Raw genomic sequence first — 21,044 nt, forward strand, 5'->3', positions numbered from 1 at the left:
TGTCGGTAATTTTGTTGCCACCAAGGTCTAACGACTGTAACTGAGGCAGCTCGGCCAACACCCCAATGTCGATAATCGTGTTAGACCTAAGGTTTAGCGACTGTAACTGAGACAGCTTGGCCAACACCCCAATGTCGGTAATAGTGTTAGACCTAAGGTTTAGCGACTGTAACTGAGGCAGCTTGGCTAACACCCCAATGTCGGTAATTTTGTTGCTGCTAAGGGTTAGCGACTGTAACTGAGGCAGCTCGGCCAACACCCCAATGTCGGTAATTTTGTTGCCACCAAGGTCTAACGACTGTAACTGAGGCAGCTCGGCCAACACCCCAATGTCGGTAACAGTGTTGGACCTAAGGTTTAGCGACTGTAATTGAGGCAACTGGGCCAACACCCTAATGTCTGTAATATCATTATTCCATAGATTTAACGACTGTAATTGAGGTAGTTTGGCTAGCGCCCCAATATCCGTGATTTTGTTGTCACTTAGAGTCAATGACTGTAATTGAGATAGTTTAACTAACAGCCCAATGTCATGGATTTTATTATTGCTAAATGTTAATGATCTTAAATAGGAGAGTTGGGTAATAAGAGTTAAGTTATCGGTTTCAAAGGTATTTTGACGACCGCTGTTTGACGATTTAATCCATTCTTCTTTGTCAAATGCATAATAATAATCACCAAAGCTCAATGCTTCCAGCCAAGGTAATTCAATGATCTCATTAGGTACACGAGTCAGGCCGCAGTTACCAAGGTCAAGGAAGGTTGCACGGCTTTCTTTTGCCTTCTGAATTTGTTGGAGAGCGAGGTATGACATCGTATGCAGGATTTTAGTAAGCTAACGATAAGCAAAAGTAAGACAGAGCGTTACTTTTCCATCTTCCTTACCACCCATTCGCCCACCTTCAGCCCCTGCGCCCGACCTTGCTCGATGGCGTCCATGAAGTGAATGCCGCCATAAAACCGCGACAAACCGGCTTCGAGGGCGGCTTCCCGGAAGGAACGGAACGAACGAGCTTTCAGACCGTAACGTTCCTCGACGGTATCGGTGTAGGCAAAATTATCGCCGAAGTAGTGCGTTAGAATCACCTCAGCCGCCGACGAGATGGTGGAGTGGCCGCTGAGGTATTCCGGAAACGGGGGCGTTTGCAGAAACGGTTTCCAGGCCGGATCGAGTAACTGGCGGATGGCCGTTTCGGGCCGGATGCGGTCGCTGCGGTATTTTTCGTCCCAGCACGCCAGAAAACCGTCCATGAGCCCAACGACCACCGCCGTGTGGATTTTCAGCGATTCGGCGAAGCTCTTTTTTGCTTTGGCGCAGGCCAGGCCGGTGATGCCCATCCAGTGCGCGCCCGGCGAGATTTTCTTCAGCCCGACCAGCATGTGGCCGTTGTTTTCGAGCGCAAATGGGTTGCAGTCCCAGAAAGCCGCAATCTGGCGATGTTCGTTGGTCAGGGCTGCACTGCTTTCGCGGTAATTCTGCTGCAACAACTGGTAGAACGGCGATTTCTTGTCCTTCGAAAACGCCACCGGCGGCTGAGGCTTGAACTGCGCGGCCGAGTCGAGCGTGAAGGGCCGGACGGTGTTGAAATACGGTTCGACGGGCGCAAAATAGCCCGGCGGGGTCGGGTACCAGGTGCCCGGCTTGCCAGAAGGCGTGTAGCGCGGGTAATTGCTGATCCGATTGTAACGGTCGGCTTTGGCATAGGCCAGGATCTGTTTGCTAATCTGCTGCGCGTACTGGGCGGAATGCTCAATCACCTCGTCGGAAAAGCCGATCGTGCGGCACGAATCGAGCAGTTGTTTCTCCAGCGACTCCAGCCGATTACCCGATGGCTGCATTTTCTGGGCGGTTTTCAGCATCGCCAGCACCGCGCTCAGGTCGGTGGAGTAGTCGCTGGCATCGGCCGGTTTTTCAAGGCCTGGGTACTCGTTTAGTACGCCGTGCATACTCCGGTACGTTTTGTCGTTCTGCGCAACCACCTCGTAACCCGCCAGGCAGGCATAGGCGAAAAACCGGGCGGCCAGGGGCGGATTGGTCACGTCGTGAATCATCACCTCGGTCATGCCGTCGATGACTTTGCTCACTTCCCGGCTGCTGAGTTCGGGCGTTTTCTCCGTTTTACAGCCGATGAAGAGGGTGAGAAAAAGTAGAAAAAGTCTTTTCATGGGTTTTGGGTTAAGTTGTTACACAGGCGGGGCCGCCCGGCGGTTTATCAGAGAACATCAGAGTTAATCGGAGAATTACCCTGATAACCTCTGATGTTCTCTGATTAACTCTGTATAACAACTCAACGATAACGATACGCTTTCACCCCCACCTGATTAATGCCAAACAACACGGTATTTCCAACCGGCAGCATACTCCGCACGTCGCCTTTGACCCGCAGGCCCGACACCCGCTGCGGAACGTACGTAAACTGCCCGTTACCGCTGCCTTTCAACAGAATTCCGTAGTTGGCGTCGGAGTTGCCGAACCGCAGCCGCGCCCGGTTGACGTTGCCGCCCAGGAGCAAATCCTTCCGGCCGTCGCGGTCGTAGTCCAACACCGTCAGCGCGTACACCGGCGACACCTGCACCTCCATTGGCAGCGGTTTTTCCCGGAACTGGCCTGTTGCCGTGCTTTCGAAATAGCTGGTTTGCAGGTGGTTGGCTTCCAGTCGTTTCGCGTCTTTTCGTTCTTCTTCCGTAAAAATTTCGTTCATCGTCGCGTCGGCATAGCTCTTGTAATCCGGGAAGCGGGTGCGCATGATGCTGAGCTGGTCGAGCAGTTCGTCGCGGGAAACGTACGGATGACTTTTGCCCTGGATATAAAAGCACAGCATCGGATCAACCGAGCCGTTGTCGTCGAAGTCCTTGTAAATCAGTTCGGCGGGCTCTTTGTCACTGGCTTTGCATTGGGTGTTCAGGCCCTGATTACCCACGACCAGGTCCGGTTTTCCGTCGCCGTTGAGGTCGTCGACCAGCAGTTTATTCCACCAGCCCCGGTACGGTTTTTCAAAATACGTCCCGGTCTGGTCGGTCCACTGGCTGTCGTTCTGGCCGAATACCGTGACGGGCATCCACTCGCCGACAACCACCAGTTCCGGTTTTTTATCCCCGTTCAAATCCGTCCAGGCCGCATCCGTCACCATGCCGAGTTGTTGCAGGGCCGGAGCCAGCGCAGCGGTTTGGTCGGTAAACTTCCCCTTGCCGTCGTTGATCAGCAGAAAACTCGGGGGCGTTTCGGGATACCGCCCCGGAATGACCCGTCCACCGACGAACAAATCCGGTTTTCCGTCGCCGTTGGCATCGGCCACCCGCACGCAGCTTTTACTGGTTCGCAGGGCAGGCAGTGCCGCCGGATTTTTGGTGAAATTGCCCTTGCCATCGTTCACATACAGCCGGTCCTGCAACTTCGGGTCGTCGGGCAGGAAATTGGCGTAGCCCCCGCTGCAAACGTACAAATCTTTGAACCCATCGCCGTTGGCATCGAAGAAAACCGCGTCGGCGTCGTCGCTGGCCCGGTCGGCTTCCAGCGCCGGTTGTGGTTTAGGCGAAAATTGCCCGTTGGCCTGCTGGAGATACAAGGCCCCGGCCTGGCCGCTGCCGCCCCCGACAAACACGTCGTCCAGCCCGTCGCCGTTGACATCGGCTTTCGTCAGACACGGCCCAACGAACGACTGTGGATTGACCAGCAACGGCTGCCGTTTGAAGTCGTTCAAGGTATTCCGAACGGCCTGGTAAGCGATGGGCGACGGCACTTCCGTGAATAGGCTAGGGGCAGAGGGCGTGGGGCGCGGGGCGGTTTTGGCGTTGGCTTCCGAAACCACCAGCGTCTGGCTGGACTTCACGTTCGTCAGCAACTGGCTTTTGCCACCGGGCCAGACCACCCGCAGCGAATCGACCACCGGTTCTTTGCCCAGCCCAAAATGCAACACCGGCGACACACTTGACTGAAAACCGCGTGCGGGCATCTGGTCCAGTACCTGCTGCTGGCCTTTCCGGTACACCGTCACGCGCGCGCCCAGGCCAAATCGATTGGCCCCCGATCCCTCCAGTTTGACGTTCAGATAGTGGTTTTTTAAATAACGGTCGGCATCGTTGCGGTAGATAAAAGCCGGTTTGCCGATGTTGTTGACCACTAAATCCAGATCGCCGTCGTTGTCGAGGTCGGCATAAGCCGCGCCGTTGCTGTTCGCGGGCGTGCTGACACCCCAGGCCTGGCTAACGTTGCTGAAGGTCAGATTGCCGTTGTTTCGGAAGATATAATTGCTCACATCCGAAGCCGGAATCTTAAACACCAGTTCCAGAATGTTCTGCCGACGAACGTTGCTCTGATTGTTTTGCAGGTAATCGTTCATGTACTTCATAAAGTCCATGTTCGTGTAGTCGCGCACGTAGCCGTTCGTAACGAACACGTCTTTCCAGCCATCGTTGTCGTAATCGGCCAGCAGGGGCGCCCAACTCCAGTCGGTATTCGAAAGCCCGGCGAGTTGCCCGACTTCACTGAAAAGCGGAGCGGTGGCAGAGGGCATAGGGCCAGGGGCAGAGGGCACGTTTGCATTTACCCCTCTGCCCTCTGCCCTTTGCTCTCTGCCCCAAGCCCACACACCCTGATTGAGTTGCAGCATGTTCCGCATGTACTGGTAGTGAAAACCGGTGCGGAGGTTCAGGTCAAATTTCTCGTAGTTGTCGGGTGCAAAAAGCAGTTTCTGACGGCGGTTGTCTTCCGGGAGCATGTCGAGCGTGAACACGTCCGTCCAGCCGTCGTTGTTGATGTCGGCGGCATCGTTGCCCATCGAGAAGTGGGAAATATGGCCCATGCTCGTTGGTAGCTGGTTCGTGAAGCGGGTGCCGTTGCCGGTATTGAGATAAAGGTAATCGGGAATGGTGTAGTCGTTGGAGATGTAAATGTCGGGCCAACCGTCGTTGTTGTAGTCGGCAATGCCAGCCCCGAGTCCGTAGGTCAGCGCCGAACTGCTCAGGCCCATTTGCGCCGTCACGTCGCGGAAAAACGGAGCGCCGTTCAGTTTGCGGTCGTTCCGAAACAGCCGGACGCCGACCGACGTATCGGGCTTTTTCAGGTAGTCGGCCGTGCTGGCTTCGTCCAGAACCGGCAGCGATTTGGGGTTGTGGTTGAGCAGGAACAGATCCAGGTCGCCATCGCGGTCGAAGTCGAAAAAGTAGCCCTGCGTGCCGTTGACCGGGTGGTCCAGTCCGTATTCGGCGGTTTTTTCGGTAAAGTGCGGAACCCCGCCGGTTTTAGCGCCTTCGTTAATGAATAGTTGGTTGATGCGTTTTTCGGGTGACAGATTGCCAGAATAGCAGACGTACAGATCGAGCCGCCCGTCGCCGTTGACATCGGCCATCGTGACGCCGGTTTTCCAGGGGCCTTCGCGCCCGGCTACCCCGGCGGAATCCGTCACGTCGGTAAATTTCAGGTTGCCCCGGTTCAGGTACAGCTTGTTGGGAATCATGTTCCCGGTAAAATACAGATCATCCAGTCCGTCGTTGTTGACATCACCGACGGCCACACCTCCGCCGTTGTAGAAATATTCGTACATCAACACGTTGGTATTCAGGCCTTCGGTGAGCGTGTTGGCAAAGCTGACGCCGGTTTCGCTATCCGACAGCAGGGTGAAAAGGGGTGGACCGGTGTTCTCAACGGCGGTTTTTTCCTCCCCCGAAGAAGAGTCCCGGCAACCTGCCAGGACGGTAAGCAAGGTAATCAGATTAAAAAAACGCAAGAGTAACTTCATGGAATGCGAGACGGTAATTCAATTTTTTACAGTAAAGTACTACAAAATTGGAGCAATTTCCGCAGATCGTCCTCCTTTTTGAAGTCGATGGATTCAGCTTTCAGGTACGCTTCGATGGCGGTTTTGTGTTTGGAAAACCGCTTCAGGATCGTGCTGCGGTTGATTTTATCAAAGCGGTTGTTCTGGTCGATCAGGCCGTACAGAACATCTTTTTCCAGCAGCAGATCACCTTCCTGTTCCAGGCGCGAGAGCTGGCCGCTGCTTCCAATAAACGATTTGTACTGGGCAATGGACGACGTGCCGGACGACTGGTTGTAGGCTCCGTTTTTCTCTGCCCGAACGGTTTTAAAAATCGGTTTAAACGCCAGCCGGATGGGATTATAGTCGGCCAGAATTTCGACAAAACCGATTTTAGGATCGTAATGAAACCGGCTTTCACCAACCTGGACCTGCCGGACGGTCTGTTCGTTGGCCAGCGAGAGCGTGTCGCCTTTTGGGTCGAGGAACTGCATTTCACCCAGCAGGACGTTGTAATTGAATCGCCCGCTGGCCGATTGCCCCGTGGTATAGGTGATGGTGCCGGTCTGAAACTGCGGAAACCGGTACCGATCCGACAGGGGGACGGAGCGTTGCCAGTTGGGGCCACCTTTGATCCGGATGATGGCGGTTTGCTGCGCCCACAGGCTGAGCGGCAGGAGCAAGGTTCCGAGGGTGCATAAAAGAGCTTTCATTCCGGAGCGTTTAAAATGAACCAAAAAATCGGTGCCAGCTCAAGCTGAGCCAGCACCGATTTTCGAAAACGCGATTGCGTTGGACACTGCTTAGTAACCGGGGTTCTGAACCAGCTTGTTGTTCCGGTTCATTTCATCGCGGTGAATCGGCAGGTAGTACATTTTATCGGCCCAGGTCCGGTTTTCCTTACCCGGATCGATCTCGGTTACTTTATACGTGTAATCGTAGTTCGTGGGGTCGTACTTGTAGAGCGAGACGGTTTTACCCGGTTTCAGCGTTCCCGTGATCGTGATGCCGTTGGCTTTGCGGCCCAGGGTCGTCGGAGCAATCATCCAGCGACGGGCATCGTGGTAGCGGTGTTCTTCAAACACCAGCTCGATCCGGCGCTCGTTGCGATACCGTTCGCGCAGGGCCGCGCCGGTTCCGGTGATCGCGGGCATCCCGGCCCGGAAGCGAATCCGGTTCAGCCAGAGTAAGGCTTCGGCATCCTGCCCCAGTTCGATACAGGCTTCGGCGTAATTCAAAGCAGCCTCCGTGTAGCGGAAGAACGGCCAGGGAATTTGTTGGTAGGTGTTCTGGTCGACGATAGCGGGGTTCGGGTCGATGAATTTCCGCATGTAGTAACCGGTGTAGCTACCGTTCCAGTCTTCTACTGAGCTTTTGCGGGTATCCAGACCGGGGATCACCGTCTTGGTTGATCCATTCATCACCTCGTAGCTTCCCGTCTGAATCTGGTTGGCCGGGTCTTTGGCGGCTACATCGGCGGTACGCGGTTTCCAGGGGGCACCATCGTACAGAATCGATGCGTAGAAACGCGGGTCGCGGTTGGCATACGGATTTGCTGCTTTGGCCGGATCGGTCCAGCTAAACTTGGTACCGTCCATCATTTCGTAGTCATCGACCAGCAACGATACCGGCGTATTCCCGGCCCAGTTGTGGTAACCATTCGGACCATTGTATAGGCCCTGCTGACCACCTGCTTCCTGTTTTTCGTTGATGAACGAGCGCGAGAAGATTACATCCCGTTCCCCACCATTGCGCGACATGGCAATGTTATTGTAGTTGGTGGATCCTTCTTCTTTTGAAACCGGTGCCGTCAGGTTAAGCATGTAGCCGTAGCTAGTCAGATCCAGAACCGCCTTGGCGGCATCGCGGGCTTTGGTCCAGCGTTCGGCCCGGGTGCCATTGACATAGCCGAGGAGTGCCGAGTTGGCATAGGCGGCATGGGTCGACGATTTGCTCTTTGCGGTTGCGGCATCGTACAGATCGCTGGCAGCGTAGAGCAGAATCCGGGATTTCAGGGCCAGCGCAGCGGCTTCGTTAGCCCGGCCTTTCGCCATTGATACGCCCTTCAGCGCGGCAGCGGCATCATCGCAGTCTTTCACGATAAAGTTAATGCACTCTTCCATCGTGTTGCGGGTTACCAGGTAATCGGCCTCGCCGAGTTCATACGGGCGGTCGATCAGGGGAACCCCGCCGTAATACCGCACCAACTGGTGGTAGTAATACGCCCGAAGAAACTTGGCTTCACCGATCAGCCGTTCCACGATTTTGTTGGTGTTCGGGAAGTTGGGCTTGGCCAGATTCGACAGGGCCAGGTTACAGGCCCGAATCCGCAGGTACATGTTGTTGAATTCGAGCGTTTCGTTGATCCAGCCCGGATCAGCCGGATTCGAGCGAGCTTCAGTGATCGTCGTGATGTTCCGGCCGGGGTGCGTGAAGATGGTTTCATCGGTCAACGAGGCCAGTTGTTGTTCGTTGAAACCGCCTTGTCCCAGACCCGCGTAGATACCGGTCACAAAGGCTTCGGCCAGAGCCGCATCCGACCAGACCGCCGTTCCGGAAACCTGATCCAGCGGCTGGGTATTCACAAAGTCATCGTTGCAACCCGTTACGGAAAAGGCCGCGATCCCGATGGCTAAACTTATGGTTTTAAATTTTCGTAACATAGTCAATAAAGAAAAGATTAGAAGCGAAGCGAAATCCCGGTGTTGATAATGCGTGCCTGCGGGTAATACTGGCCGGTTGCGTTATCCGCTTCCGGATCGAATGAACCCAGTTTGTTCAGCAGGGTGAACAGGTTCAACCCGTTGGCGTAAACGCGCAGGTTGCTCAGACCAACCTTCTTGCCAATGTTGTCGGGGAGGGTATAGCCGAGTTCAAAGTTTTTCAACCGGATGTAATCGGCTGAGCGCAACCAGTAGGTGTTGCCACCGGAATAGTACTGGTCGCTGCGGTTAGCGATCCGCGGGTGAACACTGCTCGGGTTTTCCACCGTCCAGCGATCCGTGTAGATCTCTTTCAGGTAGTTTCCGATGTTACCCGATTCACCCAGGCTGATGTACTGCTGCGCTCCGGCCGATCCCTGGAACAGAATCGTCAGGTCGAAGTTTTTGTAGGTCGCCGTGATGTTCATCCCACCCTGGAACAGCGGCAGGTTGGTACGTTTGTTCCGGACGCGGTCGTCGGGCGTAATTTTGCCGTCGCCGTTGTAGTCCTTGTACTTCATGTCGCCCGGCCGGATGTTTTTCACGATGGCCGAGTAGTCGAGTTTGTTGGCGTCGATGTCAGCCTGGTCTTTGAACACCCCATCGTACAGGTAGGCAAGGTAGCCGTTGATCGGCATACCGGTTGTCCGTTGCCACTCAGGCGCACCCGGTGCTTCGTCCCAGAAAATGATTTTGTTCTGGGCGTAACCACCGTTCACGCTGACCGTGAATTTCAGATCCCGTACCTGACCGTTGTAACCAATCTGGCCGTCGAAGCCCCGGTTGCGTACTTTTCCGATGTTTTCCGGAGGCAGTACCAGACCCGTCGTGCGCGGAATCGAAGCATTCCGTGGGTACAGAATGGAGGTCCGCAGGTTGTTGAAGTAGTCGAATTCGAAGTTGATCTTGCCGTTGAACAACTGGCCTTCCAGACCAATATCCATGTTGTTGGCAACTTCCCAGGTAATGGTCGGGTTCGGAATCCGGGCTTCGGTCAGCGTTTTCTGCTGGGTGTTATTGATGATGTATGTGTTGAAGCCGTAGGTGGCCAGGTACTGGTATGTCGCGAGGGTGCTGGTTCCGGGCAAGTAAATCTGATCGTTCCCCAACTGACCCCACGAACCCCGCAGTTTCAGGTAGTTGACCGCCGGCAGCGAATTTTTCAGGAAGTTTTCCTCCGAAATCACCCAGCCTGCCAGGAAGCCCGGGAAGAAACCATAGCGGGTTGCCTCCGGAAAAATGTCAGAACCATCGTACCGCCACAGGAACTCGGCCAGGTACTTCTCCTTGTAGTTATACGCTACCCGACCGAAGTAGTTGATCCGCGCCCGTTCGAAGGCACCTCCGTTGTTGTTTTTCTCCAGGTCACCCCCGGCGAAAAGCTGGTCGATGGAGGCCGAGATAAAATACCGCCGGAAGGCTTCAAAACCGTCCCCCGTAATCGTTTCGCGGTTTACCCCCGCCAGAACCGTCAAACCGTGATCGGTGCCGAACTTGCGTTCGTAGTTGACAATACCGCCCAGCAGAATGTTCAACTGGTTATCATTGTAAAGATTCAGTCGCGGTTCGGCCGGACCCCGGCGGCTCGGAATCAGATTCGGGTTGCCATTGGCGTCGACACCGGTGCCGCGCTCATACAGCGTCCAGGGCGTTTGCCACAGTTTCCGGTTCCGGATGTACTTATCGACAGCGGCCGTACCCGTGAATTTCAAGCCTTCGATTCCCGGAATTTTGATGTCCAACTGACCGTTGGTTTGGAAGTAATCCCGTTTTTCCTGGTCATAACCGGTGTCATTCGTCGTGATAACCACCGGGTTTTCGCCGTTCTCAATGTCCGGACCCGGCCGACCGTCGGGCCAGAAAGCGGGCTGGTTCGGTTTCCCGCGCATCTGCATCCGGAAAATGGCACCGGCTCCGCGCGTGGGGTAGAACCGGAATTCTTCCCGACCCAGCAAACCCACCGACAGGTGAACGTACTTGTTGATATTGGCATCCAGGTTCACGCGCAGGTCGTACTGCTTGTAGCCCGTGGCCGACCGTTTGTAATAAGCATCCTGGTTCTGATAACCCATCGAAGCCAGGTATTTGAAGTCTTCCGTACCACCCGTTACCTGGAGGTTGTGCTGTTGCTGCGGAGACCAGGTTTTCAGCGTCGATTTGTACCAGTCGGTGTTCGGGTGTGTCCAGGGGCTCGAACCGTCGTTGTATTTCTGGATGTCTTCCGGCGAATAGGGAGCCGTCCGAACCGTTCCGTCCGGGCGCGTGTAGCGACCCGTGGCCGTGTAGGCGGCTGTGGCGGCTGCCCATTCCGAAACCGGCAGTTCGTAGACGTTCAGGTCATTGAGCATTTTGGCATATTCGGCAGCATTGGCCAGTTCCGGCACGACCGTCGGCTGCGAGAAACCCTGGTTGAACGAGTACGACAACTGCGGTTTGCCGGATTTTCCGCGTTTGGTGGTAATCAGGATAACCCCGTTGGCCGCCCGCGAACCGTAAATAGCCGCCGAAGCATCTTTCAGAACCGAGATGTTTTCGATATCGGCCGGGTTGATCCGCTCCAGACCGCCCGAACGAGCCGGAACACCGTCGACAACGATCAGGGCGTTGTTGTTCCCCAGGGTGTTCGTTCCCCGAATCCGGATGGCCGAACCATCGTAGCCCGGTTCCCCACTGCGGTTGACCGCAACGACACCCGGAAGCCGACCCGCAATGGAGTTCGACAGGTTCGTGGTTGGCGACTTCACCAAGTCTGACCCTTTCACCGACACGACTGAACCCGTTACGGTTTCTTTCTTCTGAACACCGTACCCTACGACGACGACCTCGTTCAACTGGCTAACGTCATCGAGCAGTTTGACATCGATATTTGTCCGGCCATTTACGGCGATTTCCTGCGTCACGTAGCCGATGAAGGAGTACACCAGCGTAGCATTCCGATTCGGGACACTAAGCGAGTAAGTACCGTCCGCTGAGGTGGTAGTCCCCTGCGTGGTTCCTTTAACAACGATGCTGACACCGGGCAACACATCGCTCTGACCACCCGTTACTTTCCCTTTTACGGTCAAGCTCTGGGCCAGAACTCCGGTGGCCGAAATAAGCATCAGGTAGAGTACTAATAAGTACCTGTTTTTGGGAGGTACCCGATGAGTAGACTTTTTCATAGAGAAAAAAGGATTGGTTGAAATAAAAATTGAATTTGTACTATTTTAATAAATGTGTGATTGTTCGCTTCGCAGAAAAGTGATGAAGAAGTACAGATAGCCTTAACGAGCAGGCATCTCGTACTACCGATAATACAGCGTAAAAGAAGAATGAAGACTTACAAATGGGGGGGACACCAGAATTTGAGCGAAGTTGTTTGTCATTTCAGATAAAAAGGTTGGGTGTAAGAATAGTCAATATTGCAACTTTGGTGACATGGTTAACAACATAGGGTGACTGATTTTTCGTTATTAGCCTTCATCCAGATTTATTTATGCCTCTAATTCGAAAGTTACTAAATTGTACTTTTGTTAGAAAATTGCCATTAATTATTTGACCATTGCATCATTGCTATCTCTAAGTTAAATAGAGTCTATTAAATATTAAAATATTTAAACAATATTGGTCAAATCGGAGTCAAAACCGGTTAAAAAAAAGTCATGGCACGGTTAAAAAAAGATCGGCACCGCTGCACAATAAGCCGCTTGTAAATTAGGGTTCTCAAGCATCAGCTTTATGCATTGCTACAATTTGGACAGAACCAGCCTAGACTAACTTTACGGGATCCGGAGGTCTCTATCCGATTGCTGATAAGGTAGGACGTAATGACGTAGTGGCCCGGAAGCCACTACGCTAGTTCAAACAGTTAGTTGATAGATTTCCCGAAACTGTCGGGCGGAGAAGGACTTAGGAATCGACCGCATGGCCGCGAAGACGAGCGGTTTTAGCCAGCCCGGCGTGTTGACGGCAGTACCAATCTGGCGCGAGATCTGCACGACCCGGTCGGCTTTACGTTTTCGCAGAGCCTCGTACGTCGCAAAGGCCTGGGCTGGTTCATGGCGTGACAGACAATTGGCTACGACCCACGCATCTTCGATCGCCTGACAGGCTCCCTGACCGATGTTTGGAGTGGTGGCATGGGCTGCATCGCCGAGCAGCGTAATTTTTCCCTGCGACCAGCTAGTCAGTGTGGGAAGGTCGTACAGGTCAGCCCGGAAAATACGGGACTCATCGGCCTGAGCCAGAATCCGGTTGACGGCTGGCGTGAACTCCCGGCCAAGCACAAGCAAAGATGAAGCCCGGCCCGGCTGATCATGCTGCCCGGCGGCCGCCCTGGCCGTTACGTACGTGTAGATCTTGTCGGGGCCCAGCGGCACAAACCCAACCCGTAACCCGCTTGACTTTCCCCAGTACTCAACGGACGTTCTCTCGCTGTCGGTGGGCAAATGGCCGTCAATAATGGTGCGCCAGCAGGTTTGTCCGGAGTAACGAAGCGGTTTTTCACCCATCAACTGCCGCCTAACTACCGATCGGATGCCGTCGGCTCCGATTAGGAAATCGCCTTCTGCTGAGCTGCCGTCGGTGAACGTTGCCCGTACTTTTTGACCGGTATCCTGTAGATTACGGAGCTGTTTACCCGTTCTTACCCGACCGTCGGTCAGTGCTTCGAGCAGGGTTTTCTGAAGCGATCCCCGTTTGATGACCGTCATCCCGTAGCCGTACTGGCGGGTCATCGCATCGACATCGACCGTCTGCACTACGGTTCCATTCGGGTCGGCAATTATTCCTTTTTGCAACGACCACCCTTGCTGCCGGATGGTTTCGAGCAGGTTCAGGCGCTCCAACACTTGCAGTGCGTTGGGCGATAAAACCAGTCCCGCACCTACCTCACGGATTTCCGGTGTCTGTTCAAAAACCTGTACGTCAATTCCCTGTTGCCGAAGGGCAACGGCCGTGGCTAAACCGCCAATGCCCCCGCCAATGATGATGCCTTGCATAATTTTAAGTAGTTCATTAGTTTTAGAACAAATGTACTAGGTGATTTTTGGATTAGTACATTTGTTCTAAATATTTTATGACTACAAAGGAGCGAATTTTAGCGAGGGCTTTGCAGGTGTTCAATGAGCAGGGGGTGGATGCGGTTACTGTACGGACAATTGCCGCCGAACTGGGCATGAGTCACGGCAACCTCTGTTACCATTTTCCAAATACAGAAGTGATCATTGAACGGCTGTATGACGAACTGGTCGTCCGGCTGAACACGGGTATTGATGCCCTGGCGGTTTTGTCGACGGTTACGATGGAGTTGCTGGTGGCGCTGAGTCGGCAGAGTTTTGAGCTGTTGTACGACTACCGGTTTTTGCTGCGGGACTTTGCGGGCATCATGCGCCGGATACCGGTTTTGGCCGGTCGGCACCGGGAATTGATCGGTCGGCGGAAGACCGTCTTCCGGTTTTTCCTGGCCCAGATGCGGGCCAATGGCTGGTACCGGCCGGAACCATATCCCGGTTTTGACGAACACTTTCTGGAGCAGGTATTCATCATTGGCGATTTCTGGCTGTCGAGCGCCGACGTGTTGTACGAAGGGCCGGAAACCGGGAAGATCAATCATTATCTGGCCGTTTTTCAGGCTTCACTGGTCCCGATGTTTACTGAAAAAGGGCTGGAAGTATGGGCCGGAGCGAATGGTCTTGAACCTGGATTACGCGGATTCAGGGATTAACTGTCTTGAACTCGGATTACGCGGATTCAAGGATTAACTAGGATGGCTACCGCAATCATCTTTTTATATCCTAGTCAATCTTTTAATCCGTGTAATCCCGGTTCAGGACGGTTTAACATTTTTTAACGCCCTGCTTATCAGGCGGGGAGCGGTTCTGAAACCGAAGCGGAGTACCTTTGGCGAAACCAGTAGCCGACGGAAACCATGTTGCAGAACTACTTCAAAATAGCCTGGCGGAACTTAACCGCGCAACGAAGCTACACGCTGTTGAATATTCTGGGACTATCCGTCGGGATGGCGGGCGGGTTGTTGCTGTTTTTGTTCATCCGCTATCACCTCAGCACCGACCGGCACCACACCCAATTCGACCGGATTTTTCGGGTCGTGACGGACATGCACCTCGACGACGGTTCGGTCGAATATTATCCCGAAGCGCCGTTGCCGATGGCCCAGACGCTTCGGACGCAATATCCGCAGATCGAGCAGGCGGCTTTTCTGATCCTGAACCGGGAGTTGCTGGTCAGCTTTCAAAAACCGGGGCAACCGGTCCCCACTCGCTTTCAGGAACACACAGGAACCGGCCTGGCCGAGCCCGAATTGTTTGACATTCTGGATTATCAGTGGTTACGGGGTAATTCGAAAACCGCCCTTCGTGAGCCAAACAGCGCGGTGATTAGCGAATCCTGGGCCCGAAAATACTTTGGGGAAGCCGACCCGATCGGCCAGACGCTGAACCTGAATCATACAGTCAACATCAAAATCACCGGTCTGCTGGCCGATCCGCCCCGAACCACCGACGTGGATGTTCACCTGTTTATTTCCATGGCGACACTCAAGGAAATGGACCCGGAGTTCGACCTGACCTCCTGGTGGCAACTCAACAGCAACTACCGGCTTTTCTGCACGCTGAAAGATCCGGAACTGGTGACACAAATGGAAGCGGCTATGCCTGCTTTGTCGAAAAAACAGTTCGGGAAAGATGCCCGCTTCATTCAATTTCATTTTCAACCGCTTCAGAATGTCCACTTTGACGTTCGGCGGATTGCGACGGGGGCCACAGCCATCCGGCCTTCGCTGCTCTGGGCGCTGGGCTTGGTTGGGGTGTTTATGGTGCTGACGGCCTGCATCAATTTCATCAACCTGGCGACGGCCCAGGCATTACGGCGGAGCAAAGAAGTGGGTATTCGCAAAACACTCGGCAGCACCCGGGCACAACTGGTCCGGCAGTTTCTGCTCGAAACTGCGCTGATTGTGTTGACTGCCAGCGGTATGGCCCTTCTGATCGCCGGGTTGAGTCTGCCGGTTTTCAATCAATGGGTCAACATCAGCTTATCGCTGCGTCCGGACGGCCCGACGCTCGGCTTTATTACCTTGCTGATGGGGGTCGTCATTCTGTTGGCGGGTGGCTATCCGGCTGCGGTTTTATCCCGTTTCAGCCCCTGGGCGGCTTTGAAAGGAAAACTAACGACCCGATCAGGGAGTGGCTACACCGTTCGCCAGTCGTTGCTCATCATGCAGTTCGTGATTTGCCAGGCCCTGATTATCGGTTCGCTGGTCGTAGCGACGCAGGTTCGGTATATTCAAAACGCCGATGTGGGTTTCCGAAAAGACAATGTCGTGGTGGTGAATCTGCCCACTTCGCAAAAAGCGTCGCGGGAACTGTTAAAGAATGAACTGCTTCAGTATCCCGAAATCAAATCCGTCAGTGCCAGCCACCGTCCGCCCTCTGCCCTGATTATGAACGGAGGTTCATTCAAGCTGGGCGACAAAGCCGAGTGGGAGCCATTTCCGATCCGGGAGCGGCTGGCCGACGCCGATTATCTCAAGACCTATGGTTTACAGCTTGTTGCGGGACGGAATCTGTCCGAAAGCGACACCATTCGGGAATATTTAATTAACGAGGCTCTGATGCGGAAAATGAACATCCGTGATCCGCAGCAGGTACTGGGTCGCAAAATGCAGTATTATCTGTCACCGGTTGCGCTGCCGATTGTGGGGGTAGTCAAAGATTTTCATTTGCGGTCGTTGCGCGACGAAATAGCGCCTTGTTTCATTGCCAGTTATTTTACCATGTTTGAGCGAGTCGGTGTCCGGATTTCGGGTCCTAATCCCGTGCAGACCGTTCAGCGCATTCGGAAAGTCTGGGAGAAGATTTATCCCGATGCCGTATTTGAATATGAATTTCTGGACGATCAACTGGCGCAATTTTACGAAACCGAGAACCTGATTTTCCGGCTGGTCAATACATTTGCCGGCATTGCCATCCTGATTTGCGGACTCGGTTTATACGGGCTGGTGTCGTTGGTGGTGGTGCAGCGGACGAAAGAAATCGGCGTTCGGAAAGTGCTGGGCGCATCGGTCGCCAGCATCGTGGCGTTGCTTTCCAAAGACTTCCTGAAACTGGTTGTAATTGGGCTGGTCATTGCCTCGCCGATTGCCGGATACGCCATGAATCAGTGGTTGCAGGAGTTTGCCTACAAGATCAGTATCGAATGGTGGATGTTTGCGCTGGCGGGTGGTCTGGCGGTTTTGGTCGCGCTGGCGACGGTTTCGTACCAATCCATCCGGGCGGCTCTGGTCAATCCGGTGAAAAGCTTGCGGACGGAGTGAGGGAGCTTGGGGCAGAGGGGTAAGGGCAGAGGGTGGCTGACGCATTCTATTCCTGCGAAGTACCCCAAGCCCTCTGCCCTTACCCCTCTGCCCCATGCGCATGCTCCTCGAAAAGCTATTCCTTAAACAAGGCAGAGAGATGAAGTTGAATCCCGGTTTTTACATCATCGACGACACCGTCCGTGTAGACTTCCTGATGACCTGGTGTCAATACGGTTACCTGCCTGAACTGAGGAATGATGACCCAGACCGTCGGCACGCCCGACGGAAAGTAAACGTCCAGTGCATTATCCGTGAGGTCAGACAACGCCTGGCGGGGGGACAAAATTTCAATCGCGATCAACGGTGGCGTGGTAAGCCGGATGACATCTTTGAGCCAGTTGGCTTTGCCGGGCAGACAAACCGCCACATCCGGTTTGGCCCGACCGTGGGAAAGGTCAAACTCCAGCTCCGGCAAGATATCGAATTGTTCGTCGTACTGACTGAGACTTTTAGCAAGCCGATATGTAAGCTTGGCGTGGTTGTAAGACATCACATCTTCCGTCTGGAACTCGTCGAAGACATCCTGTTGGGTCGTTTCCATAGCGGATTGAGTTTTTGTCAAAAATACTGAAAAACCGTTCTTACCCCTCGAAAATCTCGGCCAGGCTGACCTGAATGCCGGTGACGGGGTCGGTAACGTTGCCTTCCGTGACATTGATGTGCTGGCGGTTAGGAAGAAAAATGGTAACGAGTTGCAGCGCGGGCGACACGATCCAGACGGTTTTAACCCCCGCCGGAAAATGTTTTTGATAAACACGCTCAATCAGGGAATCCAGGGGTTGGGAGGGCGATAGAATTTCGATGGTAGTCAACGGCACATCCTGAACCACGATCTCGTCGTTCAGCCAGTTGGTCGGACGTTTGGGTAAAATAGACAAATCGGGGCGGGTTTTGCCCGACGCAAATTCAAAATCCAGTTCGGTGAGGATGCTGTATTGCGAGCGGTAGGCCAGCAGCAGCAAAAAAGCCAGGCGGCTTTGCAGGACAGAATGATTGTAACTCGACATTTTTTCGTCTTCAAGTTCGGTGGACAGCGCAACAGTCGTTTCCATAGCGGATTGAGTTTTTATCAAATATAACCAAAAAACAACGCACATGCTGAGCAATTATCTCAAAATCGCCCTGCGGCAACTCCGGCGCAACGCCCTGTACACGAGCCTGAACGTCGGCGGGCTGGCCGTCGGGCTGGCGGCCTGTCTGTTGATGGCCCTGTACGTCGAACACGAATTTTCGTACGACGGTTTTCACGCCAACGCCGACCGGATCGTGCGGGTGACGACGGAGATGAAAACGCCCGAAGCGCCGTTGTCGATTGCCTCCAGCCCCATTTTGCTCGCAACGGTGTTGAAGCAGGATTATCCGGAGGTCGAAACCGCCGTGCGGTTGTTGCCCTTTGCCGCCGTGGTACGCCACCGGGACATGCTGCTGAACGAAACCGATCTGTATTACGCCGACCGGGATGTGTTCGCTGTTTTTTCGTATCCGCTGCTGGTGGGCGATCCGGCGCAGGCCCTGGCCCGACCGAACAGCCTGGTGCTGACAGAGCGGCTGGCGCAAAAGTATTTCGGAACGAACGAGGTGGTCGGGAAAACCATCGAACTGAACCGGCAGACTTACCAGATTACGGGCGTCATGGCCGACCTGCCGAGCAATACCGACCTGCCGATCAGCGGTCTGGTGGGCAAAGAGTATACGGGCGAGCGGTCGTGGGTGGAAGACGATTTTCCGTGCTACACGTATGTGCTGTTCCGGCAAACGACCAATCTGGCGGATTTTGGCCGGAAGCTGGCACAGATTGCCCAAAAATACGCCAACCCGGAACTGAAGAAAATGGGTGCTGAAGGCTACTCGATCAGCTTCCCGGCGGAATTGCTGAAAACCGTCCATTACACCCCGGGCAAAATGGCCGACACGCCGAAGGGCAACAAGCAATACGGTTATCTGTTTGGGTTTCTGGCGGTTTTTGTGCTGGCGATTGCCCTGCTCAACTACGTCAACCTGGTGACGGCCAAAGCCACGGAACGGGCGCGGGAGGTGGGCGTCCGGAAAGCCAACGGAGCACTGCGGAGCCAGCTCATAGGCCAGTTTCTGTTCGAATCGGTGCTGCTAAGCGGGCTGGCGCTGATGGGAGCGGGGCTGGGCATGCTGGTGGCGGTTCCGTTTTTCAACGAACTGCTGACGATTCAGTTGCACCCCGACTGGACGAAAACCGGGCCGCTGCTGGCCCTGACCTGGTTGATCGTCGGCTTGTTGGGCGGGCTTTATCCGGCATTGGTACTCGCCAATTACCGACCCGTCGAGGTGCTGAAAGGGCGTTTGGGGAGTTACGGAACAGGACTGTGGCTGCGCAAAACCGTCATTGTTTTTCAGTTTGTGCTGGCGGTGGGCATGCTGGCGGGTGTGCTGGTGGTGCGGCAACAAATGAATTTTCTGCAAAACCATGATCTTGGATTTACGAAAGACCATACGTTAACCGTCAATCTGCCCGACGATTCGACGGCCCGGGCGGGGGCGCAGGCGTTTGCCAACAGCTTGAGAAACCGCATTGAAATCGGGGGCGTAACGGTGGGCTCGGGTTTACCCATCAGCGGTTTGTTGCCGATGGCGTCGACCACGTTCCGGAACAACGGACAGAAACGGGAGCTGATGAGTAACTTTCTGTTTGTGGATGATCAGTTTCTGCCGCTGCTGGACATGAAGCTAAAAACCGGCCGGAACCTGTCGGCGCAATCCGAAGCCGATCGGAAGGGCAACTTTCTGGTCAATGAAGCCTTCGTGAAAATGGCCGGTTGGAAGAATCCGATCGGCCAGGCCATTGAAGGGTTCAATCACAAGGGAAAAGTCGTCGGCGTGGTGAAAAATTTTCATTACCGTTCGTTGCACAACCTGGTCGAACCGCTGATTTTGGTCTACAACACTATCCCGGTCAGCAGTGTGCTGATCCGGGTAAAACCGGAGCATTTGCCCGTGGTCAAAGCTATCTGGCAGCATCATTACCCAGCCTATCCGTTCGACTATTCGTTTCTGAACGAATCGGTTGAAAAACAATATGATAAAGACCGCGTAATGACGATTATTTTTAATAGCTTTGCCCTGCTGACCATCCTGGTGTCCTGCCTGGGTCTATTTGGCCTGGCGACCTTCTCGGCCGAACGGCGAACAAAAGAGATTGGAATACGCAAGATTTTAGGGGCGTCCGTCGTTAACGTGGTGGTATTGCTCTCCAAAGATTTTCTCAAGTTAGTTCTCATTGCCATTTTCATTGCTGCACCGGTCGCCTGGTTTGCGCTGGATCGCTGGCTGCAGGATTTCGCATATCGTGTGGGGTTGGAAGGATGGGTTTTTGCGTTGGCAGGCGGTTTGGCCGTTTTGACAGCGCTTTTGACCGTGTCGTTTCAATCCGTCAAAGCCGCGTTGGCGAACCCGGTGAAGAGTTTGAAAGAGTCTTGAACTGGGATTACGCCGATTAAAGGATTAACTAGGATGGCTACCGCAATCAGCATTTTTTATATCCTGTTAATCCTTTAATCCGTGTAATCCAAGTTCAGATGGTTCAGGACGTATAACAGTAAACACAACCCCATGAAAACAACACTTACGCTCGCACTTCTGGGAATCAGCCTCGCGGCCGTTGGGCAGGAACGCTCGTCGATCAGCCGCAGCATCAGTGATAATGGCAAGACGGTCCGGATCAAGATCGATGTCGAACAACCCAACCGGGAAATCCACTACGACGAGGAGTTCGACGCGACCGGCATGAGCAAGGAGGAAAAAGATTACCTCATCAGCCACATTCAGGATTCTCTGGGCGTACATGTGGTGGTCAGTCCACCCCGCCCGCCCAAAGCCCCCGGTGCGATGCGCAGCACCCGGCCTCCGCGTTTTGAGTCCGGGGAAGTGGCCGTTGTGAACAGCCGGGGAACCGCCAGCCGGCCGAAAAACGAAGATACCAGTTTGCCGAAAAACGTGATCGTTGCGCCGGACGGCACACCGTATACCAAAACCGTGATCGAAGACCGGGAAAATAACCGCGTGAAACTTAAATATGAATACAAGGTCGACGGCGAGGAACACATCTTCGAGCGAACCCTCAACCTGGCCGGGAAATCGGAAGCCGAAAAACAGCGGCTCATTGCCGATACCGAGCGCAGCCTGGGCCTGTCGAACGCCCGGAAGTAAGATCGGACTTAGCGCTTACGCTTCAAAAATTTCGGCCAGCGGGAGTTGGAT

13 protein-coding genes are annotated in these 21,044 nt (G+C 54.2%); 4 read left to right on the forward strand and 9 right to left on the reverse strand.

Annotation, left to right across the window (positions count from 1 at the left end):
- The 7 genes from ACO2Q8_RS26840 to ACO2Q8_RS26870 form a co-directional block, all read right to left on the reverse strand.
- The coding region (locus tag ACO2Q8_RS26840) for a leucine-rich repeat domain-containing protein (RefSeq protein WP_423347982.1) at positions 1-814 on the reverse strand (814 nt) is incomplete at its 3' end.
- A gap of 50 nt (positions 815-864) precedes the next feature.
- Complete coding sequence (locus tag ACO2Q8_RS26845) at positions 865-2,166, reverse strand: vanadium-dependent haloperoxidase (protein ID WP_423347983.1); 1,302 nt, start codon at positions 2,164-2,166, stop codon at positions 865-867.
- A gap of 122 nt (positions 2,167-2,288) precedes the next feature.
- Positions 2,289-5,738: a VCBS repeat-containing protein gene (locus ACO2Q8_RS26850; RefSeq protein WP_423347984.1), complete on the reverse strand. Its 3,450-nt coding sequence runs from the start codon at positions 5,736-5,738 to the stop codon at positions 2,289-2,291.
- A 26-nt stretch (positions 5,739-5,764) separates the two neighbouring features.
- Complete coding sequence (locus tag ACO2Q8_RS26855; RefSeq protein WP_423347985.1) at positions 5,765-6,469, reverse strand: hypothetical protein; 705 nt, start codon at positions 6,467-6,469, stop codon at positions 5,765-5,767.
- Between the two features lie 90 nt (positions 6,470-6,559).
- Positions 6,560-8,419 (reverse strand): RagB/SusD family nutrient uptake outer membrane protein, encoded by a 1,860-nt coding sequence (locus tag ACO2Q8_RS26860; protein ID WP_423347986.1) that lies wholly within the window; start codon positions 8,417-8,419, stop codon positions 6,560-6,562.
- Between the two features lie 17 nt (positions 8,420-8,436).
- The gene (locus ACO2Q8_RS26865) at positions 8,437-11,559 is read right to left on the reverse strand and encodes a SusC/RagA family TonB-linked outer membrane protein (protein WP_423347987.1); all 3,123 of its coding nucleotides are present in this window, start codon (positions 11,557-11,559) and stop codon (positions 8,437-8,439) included.
- 738 nt (positions 11,560-12,297) lie between these two features.
- Complete coding sequence (locus ACO2Q8_RS26870) at positions 12,298-13,437, reverse strand: FAD-dependent monooxygenase (RefSeq protein ID WP_423347988.1); 1,140 nt, start codon at positions 13,435-13,437, stop codon at positions 12,298-12,300.
- Between the two features lie 77 nt (positions 13,438-13,514).
- On the opposite strand from ACO2Q8_RS26870, the gene ACO2Q8_RS26875 reads away from it, so the two are divergent.
- Positions 13,515-14,162 carry a TetR/AcrR family transcriptional regulator gene (locus ACO2Q8_RS26875; protein ID WP_423347989.1) on the forward strand — a complete coding sequence of 216 codons (648 nt, stop codon included), beginning with the start codon at positions 13,515-13,517 and terminating at the stop codon, positions 14,160-14,162.
- A gap of 204 nt (positions 14,163-14,366) precedes the next feature.
- Positions 14,367-16,772, forward strand: a complete 2,406-nt coding sequence (locus tag ACO2Q8_RS26880) for an ABC transporter permease (RefSeq protein ID WP_423347990.1) — start codon at positions 14,367-14,369, stop codon at positions 16,770-16,772.
- 115 nt (positions 16,773-16,887) lie between these two features.
- Here the strand turns inward: ACO2Q8_RS26880 and ACO2Q8_RS26885 are convergent, their stop codons facing one another.
- Both ACO2Q8_RS26885 and ACO2Q8_RS26890 read right to left on the reverse strand, forming a co-directional pair.
- On the reverse strand, positions 16,888-17,355 hold the full coding sequence (locus ACO2Q8_RS26885) for a Uma2 family endonuclease (protein ID WP_423347991.1): 468 nt from the start codon (positions 17,353-17,355) through the stop codon (positions 16,888-16,890).
- 40 nt (positions 17,356-17,395) lie between these two features.
- Entirely contained in the window at positions 17,396-17,866 is a 471-nt protein-coding gene (locus ACO2Q8_RS26890; protein ID WP_423347992.1) for a Uma2 family endonuclease, read from the reverse strand.
- 43 nt (positions 17,867-17,909) lie between these two features.
- Between ACO2Q8_RS26890 and ACO2Q8_RS26895 the strand changes: the two genes are divergently transcribed.
- Both ACO2Q8_RS26895 and ACO2Q8_RS26900 read left to right on the forward strand, forming a co-directional pair.
- The gene (locus ACO2Q8_RS26895) at positions 17,910-20,264 is read left to right on the forward strand and encodes an ABC transporter permease (RefSeq protein WP_423347993.1); all 2,355 of its coding nucleotides are present in this window, start codon (positions 17,910-17,912) and stop codon (positions 20,262-20,264) included.
- 132 nt (positions 20,265-20,396) lie between these two features.
- Positions 20,397-20,993, forward strand: coding sequence for a hypothetical protein (locus tag ACO2Q8_RS26900; RefSeq protein ID WP_423347994.1), 597 nt, complete (start codon positions 20,397-20,399; stop codon positions 20,991-20,993).
- Positions 20,994-21,044: the final 51 nt, after the last annotated feature.

This window comes from Larkinella sp. VNQ87, assembly GCF_049445795.1.
In the GTDB taxonomy this organism is placed as follows: Bacteria; Bacteroidota; Bacteroidia; order Cytophagales; family Spirosomataceae; genus Larkinella.

Coding starts and splice junctions, on each gene's coding strand:
- ACO2Q8_RS26850 (WP_423347984.1), bottom strand. CDS start 5,738: ATGAAGTTACTCTTGCGTTTTTTTAATCTGATTACCTTGCTTACCGTC.
- ACO2Q8_RS26860 (WP_423347986.1), bottom strand. CDS start 8,419: ATGTTACGAAAATTTAAAACCATAAGTTTAGCCATCGGGATCGCGGCC.
- ACO2Q8_RS26900 (WP_423347994.1), top strand. CDS start 20,397: ATGAAAACAACACTTACGCTCGCACTTCTGGGAATCAGCCTCGCGGCC.
- ACO2Q8_RS26875 (WP_423347989.1), top strand. CDS start 13,515: ATGACTACAAAGGAGCGAATTTTAGCGAGGGCTTTGCAGGTGTTCAAT.
- ACO2Q8_RS26880 (WP_423347990.1), top strand. CDS start 14,367: ATGTTGCAGAACTACTTCAAAATAGCCTGGCGGAACTTAACCGCGCAA.
- ACO2Q8_RS26845 (WP_423347983.1), bottom strand. CDS start 2,166: ATGAAAAGACTTTTTCTACTTTTTCTCACCCTCTTCATCGGCTGTAAA.
- ACO2Q8_RS26895 (WP_423347993.1), top strand. CDS start 17,910: ATGCTGAGCAATTATCTCAAAATCGCCCTGCGGCAACTCCGGCGCAAC.
- ACO2Q8_RS26865 (WP_423347987.1), bottom strand. CDS start 11,559: ATGCTTATTTCGGCCACCGGAGTTCTGGCCCAGAGCTTGACCGTAAAA.
- ACO2Q8_RS26870 (WP_423347988.1), bottom strand. CDS start 13,437: ATGCAAGGCATCATCATTGGCGGGGGCATTGGCGGTTTAGCCACGGCC.
- ACO2Q8_RS26885 (WP_423347991.1), bottom strand. CDS start 17,355: ATGGAAACGACCCAACAGGATGTCTTCGACGAGTTCCAGACGGAAGAT.
- ACO2Q8_RS26855 (WP_423347985.1), bottom strand. CDS start 6,469: ATGAAAGCTCTTTTATGCACCCTCGGAACCTTGCTCCTGCCGCTCAGC.
- ACO2Q8_RS26890 (WP_423347992.1), bottom strand. CDS start 17,866: ATGGAAACGACTGTTGCGCTGTCCACCGAACTTGAAGACGAAAAAATG.